Origin of the sequence: Pseudomonas sp. N-137 (assembly GCF_034555295.1) — a bacterium.
GTDB classification, from domain to species: Bacteria; Pseudomonadota; Gammaproteobacteria; order Pseudomonadales; family Pseudomonadaceae; genus Aquipseudomonas; species Aquipseudomonas rhizophila.
This window is the reverse complement of sequence record NZ_JAXUDQ010000031.1, coordinates 1-15,936: the sequence shown is the minus strand read 5'-3', so window position 1 is coordinate 15,936 and position 15,936 is coordinate 1. Positions and strand designations below refer to the sequence as shown.

General features: G+C 61.4%; 15 protein-coding genes and 1 riboswitch. Of the genes, 9 read left to right on the top strand and 6 right to left on the bottom strand.

All coding sequences use genetic code 11. The features are described from left to right. The first annotated feature begins 2 nt into the window (after positions 1-2). Positions 3-1,193, top strand: a complete 1,191-nt coding sequence (metK, locus tag T3A99_RS25755; protein WP_322834944.1) for a methionine adenosyltransferase — start codon at positions 3-5, stop codon at positions 1,191-1,193. A gap of 141 nt (positions 1,194-1,334) precedes the next feature. Here the strand turns inward: metK and T3A99_RS25750 are convergent, their stop codons facing one another. Continuing rightward, the gene (locus T3A99_RS25750) at positions 1,335-1,955 is read right to left on the bottom strand and encodes a LysE family translocator (protein ID WP_076383377.1); all 621 of its coding nucleotides are present in this window, start codon (positions 1,953-1,955) and stop codon (positions 1,335-1,337) included. 206 nt (positions 1,956-2,161) lie between these two features. Between T3A99_RS25750 and ligB the strand changes: the two genes are divergently transcribed. Next, complete coding sequence (gene ligB, locus T3A99_RS25745) at positions 2,162-3,835, top strand: NAD-dependent DNA ligase LigB (RefSeq protein ID WP_322834943.1); 1,674 nt, start codon at positions 2,162-2,164, stop codon at positions 3,833-3,835. An 88-nt stretch (positions 3,836-3,923) separates the two neighbouring features. Next, on the top strand, positions 3,924-4,319 hold the full coding sequence (locus tag T3A99_RS25740; RefSeq protein ID WP_047230417.1) for a DUF1090 domain-containing protein: 396 nt from the start codon (positions 3,924-3,926) through the stop codon (positions 4,317-4,319). A gap of 81 nt (positions 4,320-4,400) precedes the next feature. On the opposite strand, the gene T3A99_RS25735 is transcribed toward T3A99_RS25740, so the two are convergent. Further along, on the bottom strand, positions 4,401-4,850 hold the full coding sequence (locus T3A99_RS25735; RefSeq protein WP_322834942.1) for a cytochrome c: 450 nt from the start codon (positions 4,848-4,850) through the stop codon (positions 4,401-4,403). Positions 4,851-4,973: 123 nt separating this feature from the next. Between T3A99_RS25735 and T3A99_RS25730 the strand changes: the two genes are divergently transcribed. Next, positions 4,974-6,158, top strand: coding sequence for a murein transglycosylase A (locus T3A99_RS25730; RefSeq protein ID WP_047230419.1), 1,185 nt, complete (start codon positions 4,974-4,976; stop codon positions 6,156-6,158). Between the two features lie 153 nt (positions 6,159-6,311). Here T3A99_RS25730 and T3A99_RS25725 read toward each other — a convergent pair whose 3' ends face one another. Both T3A99_RS25725 and T3A99_RS25720 read right to left on the bottom strand, forming a co-directional pair. After that, complete coding sequence (locus T3A99_RS25725) at positions 6,312-6,695, bottom strand: MAPEG family protein (protein ID WP_047230420.1); 384 nt, start codon at positions 6,693-6,695, stop codon at positions 6,312-6,314. 51 nt (positions 6,696-6,746) lie between these two features. Then, positions 6,747-7,580 (bottom strand): EamA family transporter, encoded by an 834-nt coding sequence (locus T3A99_RS25720; protein ID WP_047230421.1) that lies wholly within the window; start codon positions 7,578-7,580, stop codon positions 6,747-6,749. Positions 7,581-7,776: 196 nt separating this feature from the next. On the opposite strand from T3A99_RS25720, the gene T3A99_RS25715 reads away from it, so the two are divergent. Beyond that, positions 7,777-8,946, top strand: coding sequence for an MFS transporter (locus tag T3A99_RS25715; RefSeq protein WP_322834941.1), 1,170 nt, complete (start codon positions 7,777-7,779; stop codon positions 8,944-8,946). On the opposite strand, the gene T3A99_RS25710 is transcribed toward T3A99_RS25715, so the two are convergent. Both T3A99_RS25710 and T3A99_RS25705 read right to left on the bottom strand, forming a co-directional pair. After that, positions 8,897-9,778, bottom strand: coding sequence for a formate/nitrite transporter family protein (locus T3A99_RS25710; protein ID WP_322834940.1), 882 nt, complete (start codon positions 9,776-9,778; stop codon positions 8,897-8,899). The two genes, T3A99_RS25715 and T3A99_RS25710, sit on opposite strands and share 50 nt — an antisense overlap. Positions 9,779-9,981: 203 nt before the next feature. Further along, positions 9,982-10,386 (bottom strand): acyl-CoA thioesterase, encoded by a 405-nt coding sequence (locus T3A99_RS25705; protein WP_047230424.1) that lies wholly within the window; start codon positions 10,384-10,386, stop codon positions 9,982-9,984. A gap of 191 nt (positions 10,387-10,577) precedes the next feature. Beyond that, a riboswitch (S-adenosyl-L-homocysteine riboswitch) is annotated at positions 10,578-10,684 on the top strand. A gap of 23 nt (positions 10,685-10,707) precedes the next feature. Between T3A99_RS25705 and ahcY the strand changes: the two genes are divergently transcribed. The 4 genes from ahcY to T3A99_RS25685 form a co-directional block, all read left to right on the top strand. Beyond that, entirely contained in the window at positions 10,708-12,117 is a 1,410-nt protein-coding gene (gene ahcY, locus T3A99_RS25700) for an adenosylhomocysteinase (protein WP_076383373.1), read from the top strand. Positions 12,118-12,297: 180 nt separating this feature from the next. After that, positions 12,298-13,143 carry a methylenetetrahydrofolate reductase [NAD(P)H] gene (gene metF, locus T3A99_RS25695; protein ID WP_047230426.1) on the top strand — a complete coding sequence of 282 codons (846 nt, stop codon included), beginning with the start codon at positions 12,298-12,300 and terminating at the stop codon, positions 13,141-13,143. Between the two features lie 133 nt (positions 13,144-13,276). Further along, on the top strand, positions 13,277-14,053 hold the full coding sequence (locus T3A99_RS25690; protein WP_107323034.1) for a substrate-binding periplasmic protein: 777 nt from the start codon (positions 13,277-13,279) through the stop codon (positions 14,051-14,053). 266 nt (positions 14,054-14,319) lie between these two features. Further along, positions 14,320-15,936: DEAD/DEAH box helicase (locus tag T3A99_RS25685; RefSeq protein ID WP_322834939.1), on the top strand; the 1,617-nt coding region annotated here is incomplete at its 3' end.

Genomic DNA, 15,936 nt, shown 5'->3' with positions numbered 1-15,936 from the left:
AGATGAGCGAATACTCCCTTTTCACCTCCGAGTCCGTGTCTGAAGGGCATCCGGACAAAATCGCCGACCAGATTTCTGATGCGGTGCTGGACGCCATCATTGCTGAAGACAAGTTCGCCCGCGTGGCGTGCGAAACTCTGGTGAAAACGGGCGTGGCGATCATCGCTGGCGAAGTCACCACTTCAGCCTGGGTCGACCTGGAACAGATCGTCCGTGACGTCATCCTGGGCATTGGCTACAACAGCTCCGACGTCGGCTTCGATGGCGCGACCTGCGGCGTGATGAACATCATCGGCAAGCAGTCCCCCGACATCAACCAGGGTGTTGACCGCGCCAAGCCTGAAGACCAGGGTGCCGGCGACCAGGGCCTGATGTTCGGCTACGCCAGCAACGAGACCGACGTGCTGATGCCAGCACCGATCACCTTCTCGCACCAGTTGGTTCAACGCCAGGCTGAAGCCCGTAAATCCGGCCTGCTGCCTTGGCTGCGCCCGGATGCCAAGTCTCAGGTGACTTGCCGTTACGAAGGCGGCAAGGTTGTCGGTATCGATGCCGTCGTACTGTCGACCCAGCACAACCCCGAAGTGTCCTATAAAGACCTGCGTGAAGGCGTGATGGAGCTGATCGTCAAGCACGTACTGCCTTCCGAGCTGCTGTCCAAGGACACCCAGTTCCACATCAACCCGACCGGCCAGTTCATCATCGGTGGCCCGGTAGGCGACTGTGGCCTGACCGGCCGCAAGATCATCGTCGACAGCTACGGCGGCATGGCCCGTCACGGCGGTGGCGCGTTCTCCGGCAAGGATCCATCGAAGGTCGACCGTTCGGCAGCCTATGCCGGTCGTTATGTGGCCAAGAACATCGTGGCCGCCGGCCTGGCCGAGCGCTGCGAGATCCAGGTTTCCTATGCCATCGGCGTTGCTCAGCCTACCTCGATCTCGCTGAACACCTTCGGCACCGGCAAGATCGGCGATGACAAGATCATCAAGCTGGTTCGTGAAGTGTTCGACCTGCGTCCGTACGCCATCACCACCATGCTCGACCTGCTGCACCCGATGTACCAGGACACCGCCGCCTACGGCCACTTCGGCCGCACGCCGCAAACCAAGACGGTCGGTGACGACACCTTCACCACCTTCACCTGGGAAAAAACCGACCGCGCCGACGCCCTGCGCGCCGCTGCCGGCCTGTAAAAACTGCGGGTACGAAAAGCCCCTGGCGACTGGGTCGTCAGGGGCTTTTTCATGTCCGGCCCATACCCATTCAGGGGGGGTTAAGCCATGCAAGGATTTGTCGCTTGGGCACTTATCTGTGGGAGCAAGGGGCCATCGACTTCAGGACCGTCGCGCCACCAGCAAGAACGAAGCCGCACTGGCCAGCAGCCCCGCACACAGGCGATTGAACAGACGTTTGCCGCTCGGCCGGGCAAACAGCCGCCGCGCATAAATCCCCATGTAGCAATACAACCCGATGGCAATGCACTCCAGCGCCAGGAACAGGCCGCCCAGCACGGCGAACTGCTGGGTGACAGTGCTGGCGCGGTCGACGAACTGCGGCAGGAAGGCGGTGAACAACAGGATCGCCTTCGGGTTGCCGATCGCCACCAGAAACTCCTGGCGTGCCAGGCGGGTCACGCTCATCGAAGTGACCGCCGTTTCAGCTCCGGCTTCTGGCTGCGCCCGCCACAATTGCACGGCAAGGTAGAACAGATAAGCGGCACCCACGAACTTGATCCCCAGGAACAACAGTTCCGAGGTATGCAGCACAGCGGTCAATCCCACCGCTGCCAGGGCAATCATGAGCGCAAACGCCAGCAACCGGCCAATGCCACCGCTGCACGCCCGGACGAAGCCATAACGCGAGGCGTTGCTGATGGACAGCAGGTTATTCGGCCCCGGCGCCATGTTCAGCGCGAAGCAGGCCGGGATGAAAACAGCGAGGGTCGTCAGGTCCATAGGATGCACGCCTGGCAGAGCAGATCGAGCCCCCATTCTGCACTCGCCCCTGATGGGTTCAAGGCACAGTTGCGCAACCAAATCACCCTGCACTGTACCGCCACGACTTCGCTATCACCCCCTGCAAAATCCGGTAACGCTCCCAGCCTCGCACCTTCTGTGACAGTGACTAGCCTTCAAGCACACCACCAAGCAAGGATGCTTCGATGCTGCCGTTATCACGCCTATTGGCCTGTCTTATATTCATCTGCTCCCCTGTCATCGCCGCGTCTTGTCCCGACTGGCCCCTCGGACGCGCCCAGGCGGAAATCACCGCCCTGCAACAGCGAATCGATTCGTGGGATGACAGCTATCACCGTCTCGGCCGATCACTGGTAGCCGATGAGCTCTACGATCAATCCCGCATCCAGCTGGGCCATTGGCGCGACTGCTTTGACCTTGTGACACCCAGTTTCCCCCTGCGTACGGCGGGCGGGAAAGTGCCACACCCGGTTGCACACACCGGCCTGGACAAACTCAAGGATGCCGCCGCGGTCAAGGCGTGGCTACAAGGCCGAGAAGACCTCTGGGTCCAACCGAAAGTCGATGGCGTGGCCGTGACTCTGATCTATCGCGGGGGGCGCCTGCATCAGGCGATCAGCCGCGGTGATGGTGTCCAGGGGCAAGACTGGACCTGGGCTGCGCACAAAATCAACGCCATCCCGCAACGGCTGAATCAGCCATTGGACCTGGTCGTTCAGGGTGAGCTGTACTGGCGGCTGATTGCCCATGTCCAGGCCAGCAACGGCAGTCTCAACGCCCGGGCGACCGTGGCGGGGCTGATGGCGCGCACGAATTTGACCGCGCAAGAAGGGGCGGACATCGGCCTGTTTGTCTGGGACTGGCCTGACGGACCGGCCACGCTGCCCGAACGGGAGGCGACCCTGCAGGCGCTGGGCTTCGCCGACACCATCGGCTACAGCCAGCCCGTTCAGGCATTGGCCGACGTTGAGCACTGGCGCAACCACTGGTATCGCACGCCACTGCCCTTTGCCAGCGATGGCATCGTCCTGCGTCAAAGCCGCCGCCCACCGGCCGACCGCTGGCAAGCCCGGGCGCCGTTCTGGAGCGTGGCCTGGAAGTACCCCTATGCCCAGGCCCTGGCCGAGGTGCGCCACGTGCGCTTCAAGATTGGTCGTACTGGGCGCATCACGCCCGTGCTGGAACTTGAACCTGTCATGCTCGACGACCGACGAATCCGCCGCGTGAGCGTCAGCTCCCTCAAACGCTGGGAGCAAATGGACATTCGTCCTGGCGACCGGGTCGCCATCAGCCTGGCCGGGCTGACCATTCCACGCCTGGACAGCGTCGTGTTGCGTAGTGTCGAGCGCCAGGACGTGAACGCCCCAGCAGCAGCCGATTATCACTTTTTAAGTTGCTGGCAGCCGACACCCGGCTGCGAAAGCCAGTTCCTGGCGCGCCTGGGCTGGCTCAGCGGCAAGCACGGGTTAGCCCTGCCCCATGTCGGCCCGGGCACCTGGGAAAAACTCCTGGCGGCCGGGCGACTCAATGGTTTGCTGGATTGGATGAGCCTCGATGCCGACGAGCTTGCTAACATTGCCGGCTTCGGCGAACGCAGCAGCGCCCGCTTGCTCGACAGCCTGCACAGCGCCCGTCAACGGCCGTTTGGGCAGTGGCTCAAGGCTCTTGGCCTGCCACCCGCTGGCGAGGTCCGGCTGGAGGGGCCATGGCAGGTGCTTGCCGAGCGCGACATCGAACATTGGCAAGCCGAAGCCGGTATCGGCCCGGGACGCGCCGCGCAACTGAGGGCTTTTTTTCGCGACCCACAGGTGCTGGCGTTAAGTGAAGTACTAAGGGGTGCCGGGGTCGACGGTTTTTAATCCAGGTCCCACAGTTGAACCCAAGGGGTAAACATGCGCTCCAACAGCGCATCTATACCAACCGTTCGCGAGTTTTCACGGAGTTGCTATGAATTTCCTGTCTCCTATCGCACTGCTGACACTATGCAGCGCTATGGCCGCCCCCCTGATGGCAGCCGAGCAAACACCGGAGCTCACCGGCTGCGCAGCCAAGCGCCAGGGCATCATCAATCAAATCGAGCTGGCCAAGTCCCGCGACAACAAAGACCAGCAAGCCGGCCTGGAAACAGCATTAAGCCAGGTCACCACCCATTGCACCGACGCGTCCCTGCGCAAGGAACGTGAAAACAAGGTTCTTGAAGCCAAGCACGAAGTCAACCAGCGTCAGGCCGATCTGGACAAAGCCATGAAAAAAGGCGACGCGCAGCGGATCAACAAACGCAAGGACAAGCTGGCGGCTTCGCGCAAAGAGTTGCAGGAAGCGGTGGATGAGTTGGATAAATAAGCGGCAAGTTTCAAGTTTCAAGCTGCAAGCCCCAAGCTTCACACTTGCAGCTTGCAGCTAAAAACTTGCAGCTGCCCCTACTCAATAATCCCGAAACTCTTTATGGCAGGCACTGCACGCGTCCTCTACTTTCTGCACCGCAGGCCCCAGGTTGCTGGCCCTGTACGGCTGGACCTTGCTGGCGGTTACCAACTCACCGGTGGCGGCTTCAAGGCTGCGGGTCAGCTCCTGGAAACGCGCCTGTTTTTGCCAGACCTCATCCCGGGCACTGGTGTGGTCTTCTTCACGCACTTGCGGGAAATGCTTCCACGGCTCGCGGGACAGTTGATCAAGTTGCACCGCGCCCTCGGCAAAGCGCGGGCCGTCGAACGGGATGCGACCGCGCAGCATGCCACCGAGCTCTTCGTTGGTCTTGAGCATCTGCTTGAAGATCGCTTTGCGTTGGCCCAGCGGGGAATTGGGATCGACACCGCCACAGGCGGACAACATCAGGCAGGCCAGCACGGCCATGGAAAATCGTTTTACAAACATCTTGGCCTCGGAGCAGGAAACGGCGGTTAGTATCCTCGGGTCATCGGCAAAGACCAATAGCCCTATTATCAATACGGGTTGTCTGGACGCCTGGAGCGTCCGTACGACCGGCAAGGAAATCTCATGCACAGTTTCAAGACCTGGCACAAAGGCCTGGCGCTGACCCTACCGCTTATCGCGCTGTTGGCCGGTTGCAATCGCGGCGACAAAGCCGAAGAGCCCCAGACTCACGCCGTCGCTACTTATGTCAGCGCACCGTGGGAAGCCTTGCCATCGGTGTCCGACGAAGACCTGCTGGCGGGCTTTGGCTCCTGGCGCAGCGCCTGCAACCGGCTCAAGGCCGACGCGGTGTGGGGTGCCACCTGCGCGGCGGCGGCCAATGTGCCGCTGACCGCTGTAGATGTGCGCAACTTTCTGAAGCAGAACCTGGATGTCTACGGCCTGCGCTCGGGTGACAACAGCCCCAACGGTCTGATTACCGGTTATTACGAACCGGTCTACCCCGGCAGCCTCACCCAGACTGCCAGCGCCAACATCCCGGTGTACGGGGTGCCGGAGGACATGATCATCGTGTCGCTGGACAGTATTTACCCCGAGCTCAAGGGCAAGCGCCTGCGCGGTCGCCTCGAAGGCCGAGTGCTCAAGCCCTACGACGACGCGGCCACCATCGAAACCAACGGGGTGAAGGCTCCGGTGATCGCCTGGCTGACAGACCCGATGAACCTGCAATTCCTGCAAATCCAGGGCTCGGGCCGCATTCGACTCGATGACGGCCGCCAGTTGCGCATCGGCTATGCCGACCAGAACGGCCACCCCTACCGGCCCATCGGGCGCTGGCTGGTCGAACAGGGCGAACTGAAGAAAGAAGAGGTGACCATGGGCACCATCAGTGCCTGGGCAAAAGCCAACCCGAACCGGATTCCCGAATTACTGGGCAGCAACCCCAGCTACGTGTTTTTCAACCGCAACCCCGACAGCAACGAAGGGCCGCGGGGCTCACTGAATGTGCCGCTGACCGCCGGCTACAGCGTGGCGGTGGATCGCAAGGTGATTCCTCTGGGAAGCCTGTTGTGGTTGTCCACCACCCGCCCTGACGGCAGTGCATTGAACCGCCCGGTCGCGGCTCAGGACACCGGCGGCGCAATTGCCGGCGAAGTACGGGCGGATCTGTTCTGGGGCACCGGCGAAGCAGCGGGAAACCTGGCCGGGGATATGAAACAACAGGGGCAGATCTGGATGCTGTGGCCCAAGGGCATGGCATTGCCGCAGGTGCCGCAGGTTGCCAATACGGTCACCGCCAATCCCTGAGAAATGGGCTGACTGTACCGGCGCCATCGCGAGCAGGCTCGCTCCCACATTGGATCTAGTCGTACACAAAACATGTGTCCACTGGAGATCAACTGTGGGAGCGAGCCTGCTCGCGATGGGGCCAGCACAGACAACGGGACTCAACCGCCAGGCTCAGACCGAAACGAAGAAGAAACTCAACACCAACCCTACCCCCACGAACCACACCAGCGAACGCAAGATCGCCCAGTCCGCCAGATAGCAGATGATGTACAGCAGACGACTGGTGATAAACAGCACCGCCAGCACGTTGATGGTCACAAGCTCGGCATTGCCGGCCAGGTGCGCGACAATCACGGCAGCGGCGAAAAACGGGGCGATTTCAAAGCTGTTCAGTTGCGCGGCGTATGCACGCCGGGGGGCTCCTTCGAGCGAGTCCAGAAAATCCCGAGGGTCGTGGTTGTCGCTCAACCGGTATTTTCCACCGGCCTTGGCGATCGCAATGCACAGGTAAGGCAGGAGAAAGGCAATCAAAATGCACCACAGGGCAACCGTCATGAAGCAGTTCCTTCTTTGAGTGTTATAGAAAAACAAGAATCGAGGCACTGGTCAGAATTTCATCACCAACATGCCAATCAGCACCAGCCCGCAGGCTAAGAGCCGCGGCCGGCCGAAAGGTTCTTTCAGGTAGCGCATGCCAAACAACACCACCAGGATCACGCTGATCTCCCGCAGCGCAGCCGCTTCGGCAATCGAGCCCAGTTGCATGGCCCACAGCACCAGAGCGTAGCTCAACAATACGCAAAACCCGACCGCCAGCCCCAGCCGCCACTGTTCACGCCAGAACAGCATGAACGCAGGTCGTTTGCGCACCAGCGCCAGCAACGGAAAGGGCCAGGCACTGAGCAGCGTGACCCAGGCCAGGTAATCCAGTGGCCGGGGCCAGCGCCGCAGGGCATGGCCGTCAATAAAGGTGTAGCAGCCGATGCACAGGCCGATCAGCGCCACCACCGGTAGCATCGACCAGGGCAACCGTTCGCCACCACCGCCCTGCCACAACAGGCACAGCATGCCGAACGGGATCAGCAAGATGCCGATGATCTGATGGGTTGTCAGCACTTCTCCGGCGAAGATCAACGTCAAAGCCAGCACCACCAATGGCGACAGACCACGCATCAGCGGATAGACCAGCCCCAGGTCACCCACCCGATACGCCTGGATCAACAGATAGCGGTACAACAGCTCGAATGCCGCCGACGCCAGGATCCACGGCCAGATCTCCAGCGGTGGCAACGCCACGAAGCCCAGCACCAGCACCACGAACAGCAACGCGACGCTGTCCATGCACGCCACCACCAGCAAACGCTCGCCACTGAACTTGATCAGCGTATTCCATGCCGCATGCAACAGCGCGGCGACCAATACCAAGGCCGTTGCCAGCACAGCAAGCTCCTTATTGCGTCCAGAGAATTGATTCGCCATCCATCAGCGCCCGTTTATACTGCAAACGACCACGCCGCACTCAGTTGCGCATAAACCAATTCCAATAATTTTGCTGCTGCCCCGTTTCATCCGAACCGGCGCATCGGCATGCGTATGCCTGATCAGAGCGTCAAGACTACAGACAGAGACTTTGCGCATGCCACTCGCCTTGCTTGCTTTGGCCGTCTCCGCTTTTGGCATCGGCACCACCGAATTCGTCATCATGGGGCTGTTGCCCGATGTCGCCCGTGATCTGGCCGTGAGCATTCCCCAGGCCGGGCTGCTGATTACCGGGTACGCCCTGGGCGTGGTGTTCGGCGCGCCGATCCTGGCCATCGGCACCGCCAACATGCCGCGCAAGGCAACGCTGCTGGGCATGACGCTGATGTTCATCGTCGGCAACGTGCTCTGCGCCCTGGCGCCGAACTACGCCACGCTGATGGCCGCCCGGGTCATCACCGCACTGTGCCACGGGGCATTCTTCGGGATCGGCTCGGTGGTCGCGGCCGGACTGGTGACACCGAACAAACGGGCCCAGGCCATTGCGATGATGTTCACAGGACTGACCCTGGCCAATGTGCTGGGCGTGCCCTTGGGCACTGCGTTGGGCCAATATGCCGGCTGGCGCTCGACCTTCTGGGCGGTATCGGTCATCGGGATCATTGCCGCCCTTGCCCAATGGGTCTGGCTGCCCCGGGAAATTCCCATGGAGAAGGCCAATCTGGCCAGCGAGTTCAGAGTGCTGGGCAAGGCCAACGTGCTGCTGGCCCTGGGCATGAGCGTGCTGGCCTCCACCAGCCTGTTCAGCGTGTTCACCTACATCGCGCCGATCCTGCAGGACATCACGGGAGTCAGCCCCCACGGCATCACGCTCATGCTGCTGCTGTTCGGTGTCGGCCTGACAGCGGGCAGTTTCCTCGGCGGACGGCTGGCGGACCGGCGCCTGCTGCCTTCGCTGGTAGCCATGGCCCTGGCGGTGGTGCTGGTGCTGGCCGCGTTCAGCCAGACCAGCCGGTCGGTGGTTCCTGCAGCTATTACCCTGGTCCTATGGGGTGTGTTCGCCTTCGCACTGTGTCCGATCCTGCAATTGCTGATCATCGACCAGGCCCAAGAAGCGCCGAACCTGGGCTCGACCCTGAACCAGAGCGCGTTCAACCTTGGCAACGCGGCGGGTGCCTGGATTGGCGGCCTGGTGGTGGCCAGCGGCGCCGACCTGGCGGACCTGCCATGGACCGGCGCTCTGGTGGGCGGGCTGACCGTGTTGACAGCACTGTATTTTATCTACCGTCAGCGTCGTCAGGACGCCCTGGTGGGTGTGGTCGACTAGGCTGGCCGGTCTCGCTCCGCACCTGGGCATGACTCAGCAGCGCAAAGATGAAACTGCCACCAATGATATTCCCTGCCAGGGTCGGCCCGGCGAACACCATCCAGAAGTCCGCCCACGACAGCTGGCCGGCGAACACCAGATAGGACACTTCGGCCGAGCCGACGACAATGTGGGTGAAATCCCCAAGCGCCATCAGATAGGTGATGAGGATGATGATCCACATCTTGGCGCTCTCCATGGACGGGATCATCCAGACCATGGTGGCGATCATCCAGCCTGAAATGATGCCCTTGGCGAACATCTGGCCAGTGTCGTTTTCCATGACCTTGCGACCGATCTCCAGAAAAGCCATATCGGTGCGGCGGTCGAAAATCGGCAGATGCAGCATCACATAGGCCACCAGCAAGGTCCCGCACAGGTTCCCCACCAACACCACCCCCCACAGGCGGAACAGACGGCCGAAGTTGCCCAAGGTGGGTTTGCTCATGATGGGCAGCACGGCGGTCAAGGTGTTTTCGGTGAATAGCTGCTGGCGGGCAAGAATCACCGCGAGAAAACCGGCGCAGTAGCCGAAGCTGGCGATCACCTTGAAGGCTTCACCCTCGGGCAAGCGGGAATTGAGCAGCCCCATCGCCATCAGCGACAGGCCCATGGTCAACCCGGCGGCCAGGGCCGACCACCAAAGCGCGGCGACACTGCGCTCCAGTTCCTGATTGCCCTGGGTCCGGATAATTTCATGCAGCACTGCGGCCCGCGGTGGCTGATTGCGGTCGACTTCGTGCTTTTCCTGTGCCGAAAGATCAGGTGTCTTGCCGTCTTTACGAGTGTCCATGGAGCTCCTGAACCGGTGGCGTGATGTACCTACGACACGCGGCCTTCGGAGCTGTTCAGTGGCGGGTCAAATCCAGGCGCTTGTAGCACTGCCGTCGCGAGCAGGCTCGCTCTCACAAGGGATGGGTGGTAGACAACAATGCTGCGACCGACCGCAAGTCCATGTGAGAGCGAGCCTGCGCGCGATTGGCGACGCCGCCGATCTCATGCACTGGCAATATCGTCCTGGAACTGATCCTTGACGTACTTGATCTCGGTCCGGCCGTGCGGCGCCGGCAGGCCATCTTCCCCAAGATTGACGAAGACCATCTTCTCCACGGTGAGGATGCTTTTACGGGTGATCTTGTTGCGCACTTCGCAGGTCAGGGTGATCGAGGTGCGGCCGAATTCGGTGGCGGTGATGCCCAGTTCGATGATGTCGCCCTGGCGCGAAGCGCTGACGAAGTTGATTTCGGAGATGTATTTGGTAACCACACGCTGGTTGCCGAGCTGGACAATGGCATAGATCGCCGCTTCCTCGTCGATCCAGCGCAACAGACTGCCGCCAAACAGCGTGCCGTTGGGGTTGAGGTCTTCGGGCTTGACCCACTTGCGGGTGTGGAAATTCATGTTCACTCCTGAGCGTCTGGCCGATGGATGCCTGCATCATGGCAGACCGGGCAGCGTGGCTCTATGTCGGGGTCCCAATAACGATCATCGGCAATTTTGATTTGCCGACAGAAACCCTTTGGAAGATCCGATTAGCCCGTTATAATCGCCACCGCTTTACCTCGGTCCTCGCTTTGGACCGTTCCCGCCACCTGTCCGAGGGGCGCTGCAGCAGGTTCGACCTGTCAGGCTCGGATGGGGCGTTGTTTGTACGGGGCTCCCCGCACGGACACTAAACGCACAACGGCGCCCATTCGCATACATTACGAATGGAGGCTCTTCATGAGCGCTGTTATCACGCCTGCAGATTTTACCGATTACAAAGTCGCTGACATGTCCCTGGCTGCCTGGGGTCGTCGCGAAATCATCATCGCCGAATCCGAAATGCCAGCCCTGATGGGTCTGCGTCGCAAATACGCCGGCGAGCAACCGCTCAAGGGCGCGAAGATCCTCGGCTGCATCCACATGACCATTCAGACCGCCGTGCTGATCGAAACCCTGGTTGCCCTGGGTGCCGAAGTGCGCTGGTCGTCCTGCAACATCTTCTCGACCCAGGACCAGGCCGCTGCCGCCATTGCCGCTGCCGGTATCCCGGTATTTGCCTGGAAGGGCGAGACCGAAGAGGAATACGAATGGTGCCTGGAGCAGACCATCCTCAAGGATGGCCAGCCATGGGCCACCAACATGATTCTTGACGACGGCGGCGACCTGACCGAACTGCTGCACAAGAAATACCCAGCCGTACTGGACAACGTCCACGGCGTGACCGAAGAGACCACCACCGGCGTACACCGCCTGCTGGACATGCTGGCCAAGGGCGAACTGAAAATCCCGGCCATCAACGTCAACGACTCGGTGACCAAGAGCAAGAACGACAACAAGTACGGCTGCCGTCACAGCCTCAACGACGCCATCAAGCGCGGTACCGACCACCTGCTGTCGGGCAAGCAGGCGCTGGTGATCGGCTACGGTGACGTGGGCAAGGGCTCGGCTCAGTCCCTGCGCCAGGAAGGCATGATCGTCAAGGTGTCCGAAGTTGACCCGATCTGCGCCATGCAGGCCTGCATGGACGGCTTCGAGCTGGTTTCGCCGTTCATCGACGGTAACAACGATGGCACCGAAGCAAGCATCGACAAAGCGCTGCTGGGCAAGATCGATTTGATCGTGACCACCACCGGTAACGTCAATGTCTGCGACGCGAACATGCTCAAGGCCCTGAAAAAGCGCGCCGTGGTCTGCAACATCGGCCACTTCGACAATGAAATCGACACCGCTTTCATGCGCAAGAACTGGGCGTGGGAAGAAGTGAAGCCACAGGTCCACAAGGTGCATCGCACCGGCGCCGGCAGCTTCGACCCACAGAACGATGACTACCTGATCCTGCTGGCCGAAGGCCGCCTGGTGAACCTGGGCAACGCCACCGGCCACCCAAGCCGCATCATGGACGGCTCGTTTGCCAACCAGGTCCTGGCGCAGATTTTCCTGTTCGGCCAGAAATACGCCGACCTGTCGCCAGCCCAGAAAGCCGAGCGCCTGACCGTGGAAGTGCTGCCCAAGAAACTCGACGAAGAAGTGGCCCTGGAAATGGTCCGCGGTTTCGGCGGCGTGGTCACCAAACTGACCAAGCAACAGGCTGACTACATCGGCGTGACCGTCGAAGGCCCGTTCAAGCCCCACGCCTACCGGTACTGATCGGCGCTGCCTCCTTGGTGGAGCGGACCTGTGGGAGCGAGCCTGCTCGCGATGCAGACACCTCGATCTGACTGTCAGACCGAGGTGATGCCAATCGCGAGCAGGCTCGCTCCCACATGAGTCCGCTCCCGCAAGGGATATGCAAGCCTCACCGGCCTACGAGTTTCCAAGGATATGACCATGTCCCAAGACCGTCGCTACAGCTTCGAGTTCTTCCCGACGAAGACCGATGCTGGGCATGAAAAACTGATCGCCACTGCCCGTCAGTTGGCGAGCTACAACCCCGACTTCTTCTCCTGCACCTATGGCGCTGGCGGTTCGACCCGTGACCGCACGATCAACACCGTGTTGCAGCTCGAAAGTGAAGTCAAAATCCCCGCCGCCCCGCACCTGTCCTGCGTGGGTGACAGCAAAGCCGATCTGCGCAGCCTGTTGAGCCAGTACAAGGCTGCCGGCATCACCCGTATCGTGGCCCTGCGCGGTGACCTGCCCTCGGGTATGGGCATGGCGAGCGGCGAACTGCGCCACGCCAACGACCTGGTTGAATTCATTCGTGAAGAAACCGGTGAGCACTTCCATATCGAAGTGGCGGCCTACCCAGAGATGCACCCCCAGGCACGCAACTTCGAAGACGACCTGCTCAACTTCGTACGCAAGGCCAACGCCGGCGCCAACAGCGCGATCACCCAGTACTTCTTCAACGCTGACAGCTACTTCTACTTTGTCGACCGCGTACGCAAGATGGGCGTCGACATTCCTGTCGTGCCGGGGATCATGCCAATCACCAACTACAGCAAACTCGCGCGTTTTTCCGACGCCTGCGGGGCAGAAATCCCACGCTGGATCCGCAAGCAGCTGGAAGCCTACGGCGACGACACATCCAGCATCCAAAGCTTCGGAGAGCAAGTCATCACACAAATGTGTGAACGCTTGTTACAAGGCGGGGCACCGGGGCTGCATTTCTATACCCTGAACCAGGCCGAGCCCAGCCTCGCGGTATGGAATAACCTCAAGCTGCCGCGTTAATGACTTAGTTCGGCGGTGTATAAAAGCCTTGGCGAAAACCAAGGCTTTTTCGTTCGTCCTATGTCGAAAGACGACCAGACCGCGGGCCAGAGGGCTCTAGCTATTTGATGAGCTCTCGTCGTAACCTCAGGCCATGCCCTTCATCACCCGGTTACTGACCACCTTTGTCCTCCTGTACCTGAGCATGGATGCCCGGGCCGAGAAGTTGCGCATTGTCACCGAACCCTGGGCGCCTTATGTCTACGAAGAGAACGGCCAGGTCCTGGGACTCGACTACGAAACCACCGCCATTGTGTTCAAGCGCCTGGGCATTGATGTGCAATGGCAACTGCTGCCGTGGAAACGTTGCCTGGCGATGCTTGAGCAGGGCCTGGCGGACGGTGCGCTGGACATTTTCCACAGCAACGAACGCGACGCCATGCTGCTTTACCCCAGCGAACCGCTCTCGGACGTGGAGTTCGTGATGTTCTACGCCAACGCCCGCCCCCATCCCTTTCGCACGCTCGATGACTTGGTCGGCCTGACCGTGGGCACCTCGCCCGGTTATCTGTACAGCCAGGCCTTCAGAGAATCGCCCCTGTTCAAACGTGAGACGGCACCCACCCATGAAGCCAACTTTGGCAAGTTGCAACTGGGCCGGATTGACCTGCTCATCACCGACCGCCGGGTGGGTCGGCACGTACTCAAGCAAATGCAACTGGGCGACCAGATCACCGAAAACCCCGTGGTTGTGAGCCGTCAAAGCCAATACCTGGCGGTGCGGCGCAACGCCGGGATGGATCTGCTGGTGCAGCGCTTCAGCGCCGAGCTCAAGCGCTTCAAGCGCGAACCGGCCTATGCCGAGCTGATCGCCCGCTATGGCGCCGTTCCGTCTGCCAGGACCAAACCGTCCAGCCCGGTGCAGCGTTGAAATAAACCGTTGAGCAGCAGGAAAGCGGCGCACGGCGTTTGCTCTGTTATACTCCGGCCTTCCCGCCAGGCTCACGCCCGGACGCCCGGTCTTGCAAAAGGCATCCCGACACCGCTACAGCGCAGCTTCCAGCCCGCGCGAGCCCTGTCCGGACCTGCCTTCCAGACTCGGCAGGACCGGACGGGATGACGTCTTTTTGTTGAACGTCATTCGCGCCCGGCAAGACTATCCCATTGGGCCAGGCCCTCACTAAAACAGGATTACTCATGTCCTTTGCTTCCCTCGGTCTCTCCGAGGCTTTAGTCCGCGCCATCGAGGCTGCCGGCTACACCCAGCCTACCCCGGTGCAACAGCGGGCCATCCCCGCCGTGTTGCAAGGTCGCGATCTGATGGTCGCGGCGCAGACAGGCACTGGTAAAACCGGTGGTTTTGCCCTCCCTATCCTGGAGCGGCTTTTCCCCAACGGTCACCCAGACAAATCCCAGCGTCACGGCCCGCGCCAACCGCGCGTCCTGGTCCTGACCCCTACCCGCGAACTGGCGGCCCAGGTACACGAGAGCTTCAAGATCTATGCTCGCGACCTGAAATTCGTCAGTGCCTGCATTTTCGGCGGCGTTGGCATGAACCCTCAGGTCCAGGCCATGGCCCGTGGCGTCGACGTGCTGGTGGCCTGTCCGGGTCGTTTGCTCGACCTGGCCGGCCAGGGCAGCGTCGATCTGTCCCACGTGGAAATCCTCGTGCTGGACGAAGCCGACCGCATGCTCGACATGGGCTTTGTCCATGACGTGAAGAAAGTGCTGGCCCGCCTGCCCGCCAAGCGTCAGAACCTGCTGTTCTCGGCGACGTTCTCCAAGGACATCACCGACCTGGCCGGCAAGCTGTTGCACAACCCGGAACGCATTGAAGTCACACCGCCAAACACCACGGTCGAGCGCATCGAACAACGTGTGTTCCGCCTGGCGGCCAGCCACAAGCGTGCCCTGTTGGCGCACCTGATTACCGCCGGCGCCTGGGAACAGGTCCTGGTGTTCACCCGCACCAAGCACGGCGCCAACCGTCTGGCCGAGTACCTGGACAAACATGGCCTGCCGGCCGTGGCGATCCACGGTAACAAGAGCCAGAACGCCCGCACCAAGGCCTTGGCCGACTTCAAGGCCGGCGAAGTGCGCATTCTGGTTGCCACCGACATCGCCGCTCGCGGTCTGGACATCGACCAGTTGCCCCACGTGGTCAACTTCGAGTTGCCGAACGTCGATGAAGACTACGTACACCGTATCGGTCGTACTGGCCGGGCCGGCCGTTCGGGCGAAGCGATCTCGCTGGTCGCGCCGGACGAAGAGAAACTGCTCAAAAGCATCGAGCGCATGACCAAGCAGAAAATCGCCGATGGCGACCTGATGGGCTTCGATGCCAGCACCATCGAGGCCGAGAAGCCTGAAGTGCGTGAACGTCCGGACGTGCGCAACCCACGCAATGCCCGTGGCCCTCGCGGTGACGGTCCAAATGGCGGCGGCGGTGGTGGCGGCGGCCGTAAAGACAAAGGCAAGGACAAGGGCAAGGAAAAATCGGCCAGCACCAGTCGCGGCGAACGCCCGGCTCGCGAGCACAAGCCTCGCGAAGGTACCCCGGCCCGTGAACAGCAGCGCCCGGCACCACGTGCCGCTGCCGATCGCGCACCGGACGAGTTCCTGGACGACGATATCGATAACTTCGGCAACCGCGTCGATTACGTGCCGCAGCAGAAACCCGCCCAGGGTCGCGGACGTCGTCCTGGCGCACCGGCACAGGGCGCGGCGGGCGCAGGTGCTCCTCGTGGCCAATCCCAGGGGCGTCAGAACGGCCCGCGCAACAGCAACGGCTCGTCCACCGGCACCCCGCCGGCC

Excerpts from the sequence above, each read along its gene's own strand:
- T3A99_RS25735 (WP_322834942.1), bottom strand. The coding sequence starts at position 4,850 with ATGTTTGTAAAACGATTTTCCATGGCCGTGCTGGCCTGCCTGATGTTG.
- T3A99_RS25715 (WP_322834941.1), top strand. The coding sequence starts at position 7,777 with ATGCCACTCGCCTTGCTTGCTTTGGCCGTCTCCGCTTTTGGCATCGGC.
- T3A99_RS25730 (WP_047230419.1), top strand. The coding sequence starts at position 4,974 with ATGCACAGTTTCAAGACCTGGCACAAAGGCCTGGCGCTGACCCTACCG.
- metK (WP_322834944.1), top strand. The coding sequence starts at position 3 with ATGAGCGAATACTCCCTTTTCACCTCCGAGTCCGTGTCTGAAGGGCAT.
- metF (WP_047230426.1), top strand. The coding sequence starts at position 12,298 with ATGTCCCAAGACCGTCGCTACAGCTTCGAGTTCTTCCCGACGAAGACC.
- T3A99_RS25705 (WP_047230424.1), bottom strand. The coding sequence starts at position 10,386 with ATGAATTTCCACACCCGCAAGTGGGTCAAGCCCGAAGACCTCAACCCC.
- ahcY (WP_076383373.1), top strand. The coding sequence starts at position 10,708 with ATGAGCGCTGTTATCACGCCTGCAGATTTTACCGATTACAAAGTCGCT.
- T3A99_RS25740 (WP_047230417.1), top strand. The coding sequence starts at position 3,924 with ATGAATTTCCTGTCTCCTATCGCACTGCTGACACTATGCAGCGCTATG.
- T3A99_RS25725 (WP_047230420.1), bottom strand. The coding sequence starts at position 6,695 with ATGACGGTTGCCCTGTGGTGCATTTTGATTGCCTTTCTCCTGCCTTAC.
- T3A99_RS25750 (WP_076383377.1), bottom strand. The coding sequence starts at position 1,955 with ATGGACCTGACGACCCTCGCTGTTTTCATCCCGGCCTGCTTCGCGCTG.
- T3A99_RS25690 (WP_107323034.1), top strand. The coding sequence starts at position 13,277 with ATGCCCTTCATCACCCGGTTACTGACCACCTTTGTCCTCCTGTACCTG.
- ligB (WP_322834943.1), top strand. The coding sequence starts at position 2,162 with ATGCTGCCGTTATCACGCCTATTGGCCTGTCTTATATTCATCTGCTCC.
- T3A99_RS25710 (WP_322834940.1), bottom strand. The coding sequence starts at position 9,778 with ATGGACACTCGTAAAGACGGCAAGACACCTGATCTTTCGGCACAGGAA.